Consider the following 12789-nt stretch of genomic DNA (forward strand, 5'->3'; position numbering starts at 1 on the left):
ACGCGTGACCCGAGGCAGGATGGCGATTGCGATTAGGCGGCAGTGCTGCGATAGGCAAGCGATGCTCCCCGCTTCGATCGGACCGCTGCAAGCCATGAAACGCCGCTTGCCGAACGGCAATCGTGCCGGCTGCGCAAGCCTTGCCGCGCTGGCACTGGCTCTGTCGGCCTCTCCTGTCACCGCCCAGGACGGCGCTGCCGCCGGGATGGGGACGGTGGAGGAGCCGCAAGGCACGCCTCCCGACCTCACGACGCCGATTCCGCCGATCGACCCCGCCACGATGCCGCCCGCCCCCGGCGATGCAGAGCGAATCAATTTCGAAGCGAATTCGGTTTCTTACGACCAGGACAACGACACCGTCACCGCGAGCGGAGACGTGGTCCTGCGAAGCGAGGATCGCTCTGTACGCGCCGATCAGGTGACATGGAGCCGGACGAGCGGTCAGATCGTCGCCACCGGCGATGTCCGCTTCGTCGACGAGGACGGCAACCAGCTGTACACCAGCCGCATCGAACTCAACGACGAGTTCGAGGCAGGGGCGATGGAGGATCTCCTCCTAGCCCTTCGGGAAGGCGGTAGGCTGGCCGCCGCCAATGGCGAGCGCCTAGCCGACGGTACCATCGAGTTGACGACGGCGGCCTACACCGGCTGCGAGGTCGCGACCGAAGACCGCTGTCCTAAGGAACCCAGTTGGCGAATCACCGCAGACCGCGTGATCTATTCGCCGGACGATAAGATCGTTCGGTTCAGAGGCGCGTATCTCGAAATATTCGGAGCTCGGCTCATCCCTCTCCCCGGGCTGTCGGTGCGAACCGACGGGCGACCGGTCTCGGGCTTCCTGATCCCCGACATCCAGTATTCGCGCAACAACGGGCTCGAGGTTTCCGGCAGCTACTATCTCAACCTGGCGCCCAACAAGGACCTGACGGTAAGCGCCTACGCATTTACCGACGCCCCGCCGATGGCCTCCGCGCAATGGCGGCACCTTACTGACCGGGGAGCCTATCAGGCCACTGGATATCTTACCTACAGCCGTCGGCTCGATCCCTTCGGCGGCGCCGCGAGCGGCGCCGACCGACTGCGCGGCTATATCTTCGCGAACGGTCGATTTCAGTTCGACCCGAACTGGAGCCTCACTTTTTCCGCTCGACGCGCGACCGACCGCACCTTCCTTCGTCGGTATGACATCAGCCGCGACGATCGCCTGCGTTCGATGATCGAGATCGAGCGGATCGACCAGGATTCCTATCTCACCATCGCCGGCTATGCGACGCAGACCCTACGGTTGGGCGTGCCGCAGGGCCAGGTGCCGATCGCGCTGCCGATGATCGATTATCGCTATCGGCTCGACGCCCCGGGGATCGGCGGAAAATTGGAACTACAGGCCAATTCGCTCGCGCTGTTCCGACCGGAAGGGCAGGACACGCAACGGGCCTTTGCCGGGGCGAAATGGGACCTGAAGCAGATCACCGGCCTCGGGCAACTGGTCACCCTGACCGGCCTGTTGCGCGGCGACGTGTACCATTCCGACGAGAACGAACTGACCGCGACCGCCATCTACCGTGGCAATCCGGGATGGGAAACGCGCGGAGTGGCGTTGGCGGCGGCCGATATCGAATGGCCGCTGATCGGCGCTGCGTTCGGGGGCACCCAGGTGCTGACCCCGCGTGTGCAGTTCGTCGTGACGCCTCGCATCCGCAACCTCGCCGTCCCGAACGAAGATGCCCGCGCCATCGACCTAGAGGATTCGAACCTCTTTTCGCTCAACCGCTTCCCCGGCTACGACCGGATCGAGGATGGTCCGCGCGTTACCTATGGAGTCGACTGGGAGCTTACGCGCCCCAACTGGCGGATCAGCACGACCGTGGGGCAGTCGGTCCGGCTGACCAACCGCGCGACGATCCTACCGGACGGAACCGGCCTTTCGGAACGAGTGTCCGATTTCGTCGGAAGAACCGACGTGCGCTTCAGGGATTTCGTCAAGTTCACACATCGCTTCCGGCTGGACAAGGACAGCCTTGCGGTGCGGCGGAACGAGATCGACGCGACCGTCGGGTCGAGCAGGACCTATGCAGAAGTCGGGTACCTCCGTCTCAATCGCGACATCGCACCCACCATCGAGGACTTGCGCGACCGCGAGGAGCTTCGGTTTGCAGGGCGGGTGGCGTTCGCCCGCTACTGGTCGGTTTTCGGATCGGGTGTATTCAACCTGACCGACCGGTCTGAGGACCCGACGTTCAGCGCCGACGGCTTCGATCCCATCCGCACACGGATCGGAGTGGCCTATCAGGACGATTGCCTAGAACTGGGCGCGACCTGGCGCCGGGACTATCTGGACCAGGGGGATGCGCGCAGGGGCAACACCTTCCAGTTCTATTTCGCCTTGCGGAACCTTGGTTTCCGCTAGTTGGCAGAGCCGCGTTAACGCGCTATCCGCCGCGCGCACTCAGCTTGGGTTAAGCCGTTCCGGCCCACCCGCCCGGGCTCAATCCGACGTCCCTTCCGGCCGTCGATGCATATGGACCAAGGCGTGATCGAACGAACCTTTTCCAAGTTGCTTTCCGGTGTTGCCGCGCTTGGCCTCGCCGTGTCTCCCATTGCCGCTGCCGCACAAGATGCGCAGCCTGCCGAGCAGGCTCCGGTCGGCAACGGCCTCAACTTGCCCGGCAATATCGCCGTTCTCGGCCAGAACGATCCGAACACGCGCAAGCCAACGGCAGTGGTGAACGGTCAGATTGTGACCGGGACCGACGTGGACCAGCGCGTCGCCCTGGTGGTAGCCGCATCGCGCAGCGAAATCGCAGCAGATGAGTTGCAGCGCCTTCGCACCCAGGTCCTGCGCAACCTCATCGATGAGACGCTTCAGATCCAGGAAGCCCGCGCGCAGGAGATCACGATCAACCAGGCAGAGGTGGATCAGACATACGCCCGCGTGGCGGCGCAGAACTTCGGCCAGAACGTCGATGCGATGGATGCATATCTCGAGCGCGTCGGCTCTTCCCCCGCTTCGCTGAAGCGCCAGATCCTTGGCGAGTTGTCCTGGCAGCGGCTCCTCCAGCGCAATGTCGCCCCGTTCGTCAACGTTTCGGCGGAGGAAGTGAACGAAATCATGGCCCGCCTCGAGGCGAGCCGGGGCACCGAGGAGTATCGCCTCGGTGAAATCTGGCTGGCGGCTACTCCGGAGAATCGTGAACAGGTACTCGCCAATATCGCCCAGATCATCGAGCAGCTGCGCCAGGGCGGCAGTTTCGTGGGATATGCCCGGCAGTACTCGGAATCCTCGACCGCCGCGGCGGGCGGAGACCTCGGGTTCGTGCGGCTTGAAATGCTGCCAAGCGAATTGGCCGTCGCTGCCCGCCAGATGCAGGTCGGTCAGCTCGTCGGGCCTATCGAGAATTCGGGCGGTTACAGCATTCTTGCGCTGATCGACAAGAAGGCGATCCTGACCGCCGATCCGCGTGATGCAGTCCTGAGCCTCAAGCAGATATCCTACGAATTCCAGGAGGGCATTGCCGAGGCGGAGGCACAGGCCGAACTGCAGAAGTTCGTGGCCGGTATCGGCCAGATGCGCGGTTGCGGAACGGCCGACGAAGTCGCGACGGGGATGGGCGCCAAGGTCGCCAGCAGCGACGGAATCGTTCTGCGGACGCTGCCGGAAGCCATCCAGGGGATGCTCGTCGATCTCCAGATCGGCCAGGTGACCCCGCCGTTCGGAGGTGTCGAGGACGGCGTGAGCGTGCTGATGCTGTGCGGTCGTGACGATCCGCAAACGGTCGGCGGCCCCAGCTTCGACGATCTCATGAACCAGCTCGAAGACGACCGCATCAACAAGCGCGCCCAGCGTTACCTGCGCGACCTGCGCAACGATGCGGTGATCGAATACAACTGACCCAGCCACCTCGCCCGCTCGCCGTTTCCATCGGCGACCCGGCGGGGGTCGGCCCGGAGTTGCTGGTCGAGGCCTGGGTTCGGCGCGAGCAATCAGGACTGCCCGTATTCGTGGCAATAGGCGGAGCGCGCCTGTTGGCGGAAGCTGCGGCGTCGCGCGGGCTCGTGGTCCCGATCGAGACTGTCTCGTCGCTAGAGCAGGCCGAGCGGGTATTTCACCGGGCGCTCCCGGTGTGCAGCGATCTGGACGGTGAATGGAAGCCGGGCGCACCCGACCGGGCAGGCGCATCGCTTGCCTTGGCCAGTCTTGCCGAAGCGACCACTCTTGCGAAAAGCGGAAAGGCGGCCGGGCTGGTCACCGGACCGATCGCCAAGGCTTTGCTGGCCGAGATCGGATTCGATCACCCGGGCCAGACAGAGTATGTCGCCGATGCCTGCGGCGTCGCCGCGCAGGACGCGGTCATGATGCTGGCCGGTCCACAGCTACGCACTATCCCACTGACGGTGCACGTGGCGCTGGCTCTGGTGCCCGCCTTGATTTCGGTCGATCTGATCTGCCGCCGCGCGCATATCGCGTCTGCCGCACTTCAGCAGGATTTCGGCATCGAGCATCCGCGTATCGCGATTACCGCGCTCAACCCTCATGCAGGAGAAGGCGGCCGGTTCGGCGATGAGGAGGCGCGTATCATCGCCCCGGCGATAGAACGGCTTCAGGCAGAAGGCATCGCCGCTACTGGCCCCCATCCCGCCGACGCGCTGTTTGCGGCCCATGCGCGGGGAGACTTCGACGTGGCGCTGTGCATGTATCACGATCAGGCCCTGATTCCGCTGAAGGCGCTCGATTTCGACAGCGGCGTGAACGTGACGCTGGGCCTGCCGATCGTGCGCACCAGCCCCGATCACGGGACCGCATTCGGCATAGCGGGAACGGGTCGCGCCAGCGCGGGCGCCACGATCGCGGCGATCCGCATGGCGGGCGAATGCGCCGGTCGGCGGGCGATCCATGGCTGACCTTCCGCCACTGCGAGAAGTCGTCGCGCGCCACGGCCTGTCGGCCAGTAAGGCATTGGGCCAGAATTTCCTGTTCGACGAGCAGTTGCTCGCTCGCCTGGCGGCGCTGCCGGGCGATCTGGCCGACAAGGCCGTGCTCGAGATCGGCCCTGGCCCCGGCGGCCTTACCCGTGCGCTCCTGCGAGCCGGTGCCCGCGTAACCGCGGTGGAGATGGACCGTCGGTGCCTGCCCGCGCTGGCCGAACTCGAAGCGGCATTTCCCGGCAAGCTGCGCGTGATCGAGGGCGACGCGATGAAGCTCGACCACAACGGACTGATGGGTGAGCCCTATGCGGTCGTCGCCAACCTTCCGTACAACGTCGGCACGGCGCTGCTGGTTCGGTGGCTTGGCGGCGAGCAATGGCCACCGCGCTGGACCAGCCTGACGCTGATGTTCCAGCAGGAAGTCGCCCAGCGCATCGTCGCCGGCCCCGACGATGGCGCCTACGGACGCCTTGCCGTGCTGGCCCAGTGGCGTTCCACCGCGCGCCTGGCGATGAAGGTCCACCGCAGCGCCTTCACCCCTCCGCCAAAGGTTATGAGCGCCGTCGTTCACCTGGAACCTGCCGCGATGCCCGAAGGCGTCTCGGTGCGATTGCTTGAAAAGGTTACCGAATTCGCCTTCGGTCAGCGCCGGAAAATGCTCCGCCAGAGCCTCAAGGGCCTGCCGGGCGCCTTGGCGGCTCTCGAGGCGCTCGGCATCGATTCGCAGCGCCGGGCGGAAACCCTGACGGTGAGCGAATTCGTTTCGATTGCGCGCGAACTCAGCTAGCTTTCGCGACCTGTCGCCACGCGTGCAGAAGCGGCTCGGTATAGCCCGAGGGCTGCTCGATTCCCTTGAAGACCAGGTCGACCGCAGCGCGGAAAGCGGGGCCGTCCTCGTTCCCGACCAGCGGCACGTACGATGGGTCGCCCGCGTTCTGGGCGTCGACTTTCATCGCCATTCTACGTAGCGAATTCATCACCTGTTCTGCGTTGCAGACCCCGTGATGAAGCCAATTCGTCATATGCTGCGAACTGATGCGAAGGGTCGCACGATCTTCCATCAGGCCCACGTCATGGACATCGGGCACCTTGGAGCAGCCGACGCCCTGGTCGATCCACCGCACCACATAGCCCAAGAGGCCTTGCGCGTTGTTGTCGAGTTCTTCGCGAACCTCGTCCTCCGACCAGTTCGTCCCCTGGGCGAGCGGAATCGCCAGCAGCGCGTCGAGATCGGGCGCCTCACCAAGTTCTTTCTGGCGGGCGAAGACGTCGAGCGTGTGGTAGTGCGTGGCGTGGAGCGTCGCAGCGGTTGGTGACGGGACCCAGGCGGTGTTCGCGCCGGCCTTCAGATGGCCGATCTTCTGCTCCATCATGTCGCGCATCATGTCGGGGGCCGCCCACATGCCCTTGCCGATCTGCGCCCTTCCCGACAGGCCATGCCGAAGCCCGATCGCGACATTGCGCGCTTCGTAGGCGGTCAGCCACGTGCTGGTCTTCATCTCCGCCTTGCGGATCATCGGGCCGGCCTGCATCGAGGTGTGGATCTCGTCGCCGGTCCGGTCGAGGAAGCCGGTGTTGATGAACACGATGCGGTCCCGCACCGCGTGAATGCAGGCGCCGAGGTTGGCGCTGGTGCGGCGCTCCTCGTCCATCACGCCGACCTTGATCGTGTGGCGCGGCAGTTCGAGCAAGTCCTCAACCGCGTCGAACAAGTCGTTGGTAAATTGACATTCTTCGGGGCCGTGCTGCTTGGGCTTCACGATGTAGATGCTGCCCGCGCGGCTGTTCCGCCAACGCCCGAGCCCGCGAACATCGTGCGCGCCGATCGCGCTGGTGACGACCGCGTCCATGATCCCTTCGGGAATTTCCCCGCCATCGGCCAAACGGATAGCTGGATTGGTCATGAGGTGGCCGACATTCCGCACGAAGAGCAGGCTTCGGCCCGGAAGGCTGGAGTCGCCCGCACGCACGTCGTCCGCCAGGCGCCGCGTCATGGACTGGCCGCCCTTCTCGAACGTGTCCGACAGGTCTCCCCGGATTACTCCGAGCCAGTTCCGATAGGCAGCCAGCTTGTCCGCCGCATCGACGGCGGCGACCGAATCTTCCAGGTCGACGATCGTCGTCAGCGCGCTTTCGAGAACGACGTCCGAAATGCCCGCAGGGTCGTCGCGACCGACGGGGCTGTTCGCATCGAATACGACTTCGACGTGCAACCCGTTGTTCGCGAACATCTTTCCGCGCGCCGTATCGCCCACGAACTGCGCTGGATCGGCAAGCGAAATGTCATCCGGCCCGCCAATCGCGTTCCAGCTCTTGCCGCCTTCCAGCGGCAGCGCCTGATCGAGGAACCGTCGCACCTGCGCGATGACCGCCGCGCCGCGCTGTCCGTCGTATCCGCCGGGTCGTGCCGGGGGAGCGTCGAGCGCGTCGGTTCCGTAATAGGCATCGTAAAGGCTGCCCCAGCGGGCGTTCGCTGCATTGAGCAGGAAGCGCGCATTGAGCACCGGCACGACGAGCTGGGGCCCCGCCATGGTGGCGATTTCCGCATCGACGCCCTGCGTCCCGATCGTGAAGTCGCCGGGCTCGGGAACGAGATAGCCGATGTCTTGCAGGAACGAGCGGTAGGCCTGCGGATCGTGCGGTTGCCCGCGGCGTTCGCGGTGCCAATCGTCGATCTGCCTCTGCAGTTCGTCGCGCTTGGCAAGTAGGGCGCGATTGCGGGGGGCGAAGTCGGCGAGCAGCGCGGCAAAGCCCTTCCAGAACGCGTCTGGCGCATGCCCGAGCGGGGCGAGCACATCCTCCTCCACGAAGCGCGCCAGTGCGCTGTCCACCTGAAGGCCGGCCTTGGAAACGGTATCGCTCACACTGTCCTCGCACGTTGTCCTGCGCGCCGATCGGAATCGGCACACCATCGAATAACTGTCGTCCGGGGAGGAAGCGAGCCGCGCCAATGCACAAGCCGTGGAACGATTGCAACCGCCGGGTGCGCGGGGTTGGACAGCCCTGCCGCTGGCGCTAGGAACGGTTTCAAATGAAACTCACCCCCGATCAATTCACCGCCGCGATCGACGCTCCGGCCATGCTCGCCACCACCCGCGCATGGAGCGCGATCAACACCGGCACGGCCAACCTCGTCGGGTTGGCGAAGCAGGCCGCCCTGCTGGCAGACGCGTTCTCGGCGCTGCCGGGCGAGATCGAGCTGGTCGATCCCGCGCCGGTCACGGTGGTCGCGCCGGACGGGCGCGAGGTCGAAAAGCCGCACGGTCGGCACCTCGTTGTGCGCGTCCGTCCGCAGGCCGAGCGCCGGGTTCTGCTGACGGGCCACATGGACACCGTGTTCCCCGTCGATCATCCGTTCCAGCACCAGCGCTGGGTCGATGACGAGACGCTCGTCGGCCCCGGCCTTGCCGACATGAAGGGCGGGATCGCGGTGATCCTTCACGCCCTCCTGGCGCTCGAAGGCACCCGCGCCGGACAGGCGATCGGCTACGACGTGATGATCAATTCCGACGAGGAGACGGGATCGCTGTCGTCGTCGGCGCTCATCGCATCTCTCGCGCAGGGCAAGTACGCCGCCCTGACCTATGAACCCAGCGCCCTTCCCGACGGGACGCTGGCTCATGCCCGGGGCGGAAGCGGCAACTACAGCGTCACCGTGACCGGCAGGTCCGCCCATGCCGGGCGCAATCCGTACGAGGGGCGCAACGCGATCGTCGCGGCGGCGGATCTCGCGGTGCGGCTGAAGGCGATGGGTCACGCCGATCTGTCGGTCAATCCGGCCAGGATCGACGGGGGATCGGCCAACAACGTCGTGCCCGATCACGCCGTGCTTCGGTTCAACATTCGCCCGAAGTCGACCGAAGCGGCGGAGCAATTCCGTATCGATCTCACCACGCTGCTCGAAGAGCTGGCAACGCTCCACGAAGTATCCACGCACCTGCATGGCGGCATCACCCGCCCGCCCAAGCCGGTCGACGAACGGGCGCAGAAATTGTTCGACCTGGTCAAGGAGTGCGGCGCGGAGCTTGGCCAGCAGATCGGCTGGCAGCCATCGGGCGGCGTGTGCGACGGCAACAACATCGCCGCCTGCGGCATCCCGGTGGTCGACACGATGGGCGTTCGCGGCGGCGCGATCCACTCGCCCGACGAATTCATGATCGTGCCCAGTCTTGCCGAGCGCGCAGCGCTGTCGGCGCTGGTTCTGGCCCGACTCGCATCCGGAGAACCCCTTTGAGCTTTCGCCTGCGCGCCGCGCATATCGACGATCTCGAGCCGCTGTACGAGATGGCCAAGCTCACCGGCGGCGGCTTTACCAACCTGCCCGCCGACCGCGCCTCGCTCGGCCAGAAGCTCGAGCGGACCGAGGGCGCCTTTAGCCGCGAGGAGGACAGCCTTGCCGACGAGCAGTTCGTCCTCGTGCTGGAAAACGCCGAGACGGGCGACGTGCGCGGCACCTGCCAGCTAATGACGAAGGTCGGCCAGCGCTGGCCGTTCTATTCCTATCGAATCACCACCCTGACCCAGCATTCGCAGGAACTGGAGCGCACGGTCCGCGCCGACCTGCTGAGCCTCGTGACCGACCTCGAAGGGTCGAGCGAAGTCGGCGGGCTGTTCCTGCATCCCAACGAGCGTGCGGGCGGCCTGGGGCTGCTGCTGGCCCGCAGCCGATACCTGTTCATCGCCATGCACCGCGCCCGCTTCGCCGAGCGCGTGCTGGCCGAACTGCGCGGGATCATCGACGAGCGCGGCGGCTCGCCGTTCTGGGACGGGGTGGCCGGCCGGTTCTTCGGCATGAGCTTCCAGGACGCCGACTATTTCAACGCGATCAACGGCAACCAGTTCATCGCCGACCTGATGCCCAAACATCCGGTCTATATCGCGATGCTGGACGATCACGCGCGCAACGTGATCGGCATGCCCCACCCCACCGGCCGGGCCGCGATGCGGATGCTGGAGAACGAGGGCTTCCGGCACGACGGCTATGTCGACATCTTCGACGGCGGCCCGACCATGACCGCGCGCACCGACGACGTAAAATCGATCCGCGATGCGCGAGCGGCCACTATCGCCCGCAGCGACCTCGACGGCGGAGAGCGCGCAATCCTTGCCTGCGGGCGGCTGGGCGATTTCCGCTCGTGCTTCGGCACGCGGAAGTTAGAAGGCGACGAGGTGGCGATCGATGCCAAGAGCGTGCAGCTCCTCGGCGTCGGAACCGGGGACACGGTGTGGAGCGTCGCGCGGTGAACCGCGACTCTCTGGTCGAGATCAACTTCGACGGGATCGTCGGGCCGAGCCACAACTATGCGGGGCTGAGCCTGGGCAACCTCGCCGCGACGGCGCACGCGGGGACCGCGAGCTACCCGCGCGCGGCGGCGCTGCAAGGGCTCGCCAAGATGCGGCACAACCTGGGGCTTGGCCTGGCGCAGGGGTTTTTCGTTCCCCTGCCCCGCCCGAACCTGGGTTTTCTCGATCGGCTCGGCGCGGAAGAGAGTACCGATGCGGCCCTGACCGCGGCCGCGTGGTCCGCCTCGTCGATGTGGACCGCCAACGCCGCCACCGTCAGCCCCGCCCCCGACACGGCGGACGGGCGCTGCCACCTGACGCCAGCCAACCTGGTGACGATGCCGCACCGCGCGCAGGAATGGCCCGATACCGCCCGCCAGCTCGCTGTCGCATTCGCCGACGAGGCGCACTTCGCGATCCACCAGCCCGTCCCGCCCAGCTTCGGCGACGAAGGCGCGGCCAATCACATGCGGTTGTGCGCCGGCCATGACCAGCCGGGAGTCGAAGTGTTCGTGTTCGGCCGCAGCGGAGGACCGTTCCCCGCTCGCCAGCACGAGCAGTCGAGCCGTGCCGTGGCGCGGCTGCACGGCCTCGATCCGGCACGGACCCTGTTCATCGAGCAGAACCCGGCAGCCATCGCGGCGGGCGCGTTTCACAACGATGTCGTGTCGGTCGCCAACGGCTCGGTCCTGTTCACCCATGCCGAGGCTTTCGCCGACCAGGCATCCGCGATCGAACGGATGCGCGAAGCGTTTCCGGCACTCGAAGTGGTCGAGGTGCCGTCCGCCGAAGTCAGTCTGGCCGATGCGATCCGCAGCTACCTGTTCAACGCGCAGCTGGTGACCTTGCCGTCAGGCGAAACCGCGCTGATCGTTCCGACCGAATGCCGCGAGGTACCCGCAGTGGCCCGTTATCTCGACGGGCTGGTGAAGGGAAATGGACCGATCCGCCACGTCTTTCCCGTCGACGTTCGCCAATCGATGGCCAACGGCGGCGGTCCTGCGTGCCTGCGGCTGCGGGTCGTCGCCGATCCGGACACGGTCGATCCGCGGTTCATGCTCGACGAAGCGAAAGCCGACCGGATCGAACAGGTGATCGCGGCAAGCTGGCCCGAACAGATCGACCCTGCGGACATCGGTCAGCCCGCCCTTCTCGCGGCGGTCGTGTCCGCGCGCGCGCGGTTGCTGGAAAGCTTGGGCCTCGACATTCTGGGTTAACGCTCTGGACGTCTCTCGGAGGTCGGTTACACTCGCCCCAGCATTAACCATCGTATGGGACAGCCTGCCTTTTGCGAGGCACATTCGCCCAGCCGATGTGTTAATCGTTCGACACGGACTGCGAGAGCATCGGCATGCTGGGAAAGATCAGGCGCCTCTTCGTCATCAAGACGCGCTTCGAAGCGTCGCTGATCATTTACGCGCTGGCCCTGGGCGCCTGCGAGCGCGGCGCGGTCTATCTCGATCAGTATCCCGGAGTAGGCGGGCAGCTGCTCTTCCTGGCGGTGACCGGTTCGGTGTTCCTTGCCGGCGCGAAGATCTTCGACTGCATCCGGTACGAGAAGGAACGCGAGGGCGCAGCGGCAACCTGACGCGCTTTCGCTTTCGGATTTCGTCGAGGGCGAGCCGGGAATGGTGACGCGCGAGAACCGGCGCGCAGCGACCTGACGGATCGTGAGCACCGAAAGCACAGCACGGTGCCGTTCGCAGGCCGGCGTCGGGGGAATATGACAGCGAAAGCAGGTGGGGGTTTCTGTTGCTACGTACCCCCGGACGCCCGGTTTCCGATTCTGTTACCCGGTTCGGTCCGAACCGTGCTCAAAGCCTTGTAACTTCAGGGCGTTAGCCCCTAGAATTACGCAGCGAGAGCAAGTGCTTCGTTATCGTTGGCACTTGTGGGTTTTGAGCCTTGAACGGGTTACTCAGCCCGAGCAAAAACGATGCTTTTCAACACACGTCGATCCTAGTTCGGCCCCGTCATTTTCTCCGCAACGCCGGAGAAGGTGGTGGAGCCGCCGGGTACTGCCCCCGGGTCCGCTGTGTCTATTGCACACCGCAATTTATCGCCATATCCGGCCCGAGAGCCGGCAACGCCCGATATAGGCGATGCCGGCTTAATGTGAAGTGACCGAATTTCAGGGACGCTTCTTCAGTTCGTCCCGGATCTCGGCGAGCAGTTCCACCTCGGTCGGACCGGCAGGCGCGTCTTCCGGCTTGTGCGAAACCTTGTTCGCGGCCTTCACGATCAGGAAGATCACCCAGGCCACGATCAGGAAATTGACGAGCTGGGTGATCAGATCGCCGTAGCCGATCATCGGTACGCCCGCCTCTTTCAGCGCGGCATAGTTGGTCAGCGAGCCGGTGTAGCCATCGGGCACGGGCCCGAGGCGGATGAAATAGCTCGAAAAGTCCATGCTGCCGAACAGCCAGCCGATCACCGGCATGATCACGCTGTCGGTCAGCGACGTCACGATCTTGCCGAAGGCCGCGCCGATGATCACCGCCACCGCGAGATCGAGCACGTTGCCCCGATTGATGAAGGTCTTGAATTCCTGGAACACGCGCGTCTCCCACCTTGGTGCGTCTG

The 12789-nt window shown here is 65.4% G+C and carries 10 protein-coding genes and 1 other RNA gene; 8 read left to right on the top strand and 3 right to left on the bottom strand.

The genetic code is table 11. The features are described 5' to 3' along the window. Window positions 1-94 precede the first annotated feature (94 nt). From AR323_RS06165 to rsmA, 4 genes are all read left to right on the top strand, one after another. Window positions 95-2407, top strand: coding sequence for an LPS-assembly protein LptD (locus tag AR323_RS06165; RefSeq protein WP_235510471.1), 2313 nt, complete (start codon window positions 95-97; stop codon window positions 2405-2407). Between the two features lie 111 nt (window positions 2408-2518). Next, window positions 2519-3889: a peptidylprolyl isomerase gene (locus AR323_RS06170; RefSeq protein ID WP_057883057.1), complete on the top strand. Its 1371-nt coding sequence runs from the start codon at window positions 2519-2521 to the stop codon at window positions 3887-3889. After that, window positions 3886-4899, top strand: coding sequence for a 4-hydroxythreonine-4-phosphate dehydrogenase PdxA (gene pdxA, locus AR323_RS06175; RefSeq protein ID WP_057883058.1), 1014 nt, complete (start codon window positions 3886-3888; stop codon window positions 4897-4899). Before AR323_RS06170 ends, pdxA begins: the two co-directional genes overlap by 4 nt. Next, window positions 4892-5710: a 16S rRNA (adenine(1518)-N(6)/adenine(1519)-N(6))-dimethyltransferase RsmA gene (rsmA, locus tag AR323_RS06180; protein WP_057883059.1), complete on the top strand. Its 819-nt coding sequence runs from the start codon at window positions 4892-4894 to the stop codon at window positions 5708-5710. The genes pdxA and rsmA overlap by 8 nt, the downstream gene beginning before the upstream one ends. Here the strand turns inward: rsmA and AR323_RS06185 are convergent. Further along, entirely contained in the window at window positions 5703-7787 is a 2085-nt protein-coding gene (locus AR323_RS06185) for a malate synthase G (protein ID WP_057883060.1), read from the bottom strand. The two genes, rsmA and AR323_RS06185, sit on opposite strands and share 8 nt — an antisense overlap. A gap of 167 nt (window positions 7788-7954) precedes the next feature. Here AR323_RS06185 and AR323_RS06190 point away from each other — a divergent pair, with 167 nt between their 5' ends. The 4 genes from AR323_RS06190 (at window position 7955) to AR323_RS06205 (ending at window position 11794) form a co-directional block, all read left to right on the top strand. Beyond that, a complete protein-coding gene (locus AR323_RS06190) occupies window positions 7955-9157 on the top strand; it encodes a hydrolase (RefSeq protein WP_083495260.1) in 1203 nt (400 codons plus the stop codon). Then, the gene (locus AR323_RS06195; RefSeq protein ID WP_057883061.1) at window positions 9154-10167 is read left to right on the top strand and encodes an arginine N-succinyltransferase; all 1014 of its coding nucleotides are present in this window, start codon (window positions 9154-9156) and stop codon (window positions 10165-10167) included. Before AR323_RS06190 ends, AR323_RS06195 begins: the two co-directional genes overlap by 4 nt. Further along, entirely contained in the window at window positions 10164-11423 is a 1260-nt protein-coding gene (locus tag AR323_RS06200) for an N-succinylarginine dihydrolase (protein ID WP_057883206.1), read from the top strand. The genes AR323_RS06195 and AR323_RS06200 overlap by 4 nt, the downstream gene beginning before the upstream one ends. A 134-nt stretch (window positions 11424-11557) precedes the next feature. Beyond that, window positions 11558-11794, top strand: coding sequence for a hypothetical protein (locus tag AR323_RS06205; RefSeq protein ID WP_057883062.1), 237 nt, complete (start codon window positions 11558-11560; stop codon window positions 11792-11794). Between the two features lie 187 nt (window positions 11795-11981). Here the strand turns inward: AR323_RS06205 and ssrA are convergent. Continuing rightward, window positions 11982-12330: a transfer-messenger RNA gene (gene ssrA / locus AR323_RS14330) on the bottom strand. A gap of 7 nt (window positions 12331-12337) precedes the next feature. Further along, complete coding sequence (gene mscL / locus AR323_RS06210) at window positions 12338-12763, bottom strand: large conductance mechanosensitive channel protein MscL (protein ID WP_057883063.1); 426 nt, start codon at window positions 12761-12763, stop codon at window positions 12338-12340. Window positions 12764-12789: the final 26 nt, after the last annotated feature.

This window comes from Tsuneonella troitsensis, assembly GCF_001441535.1.
GTDB lineage: Bacteria > Pseudomonadota > Alphaproteobacteria > Sphingomonadales > Sphingomonadaceae > Tsuneonella > Tsuneonella troitsensis.

Excerpts from the sequence above, each read along its gene's own strand:
- AR323_RS06165 (WP_235510471.1), top strand. The coding sequence starts at position 95 with ATGAAACGCCGCTTGCCGAACGGCAATCGTGCCGGCTGCGCAAGCCTT.
- AR323_RS06170 (WP_057883057.1), top strand. The coding sequence starts at position 2,519 with ATGGACCAAGGCGTGATCGAACGAACCTTTTCCAAGTTGCTTTCCGGT.
- rsmA (WP_057883059.1), top strand. The coding sequence starts at position 4,892 with ATGGCTGACCTTCCGCCACTGCGAGAAGTCGTCGCGCGCCACGGCCTG.
- AR323_RS06190 (WP_083495260.1), top strand. The coding sequence starts at position 7,955 with ATGAAACTCACCCCCGATCAATTCACCGCCGCGATCGACGCTCCGGCC.
- AR323_RS06205 (WP_057883062.1), top strand. The coding sequence starts at position 11,558 with ATGCTGGGAAAGATCAGGCGCCTCTTCGTCATCAAGACGCGCTTCGAA.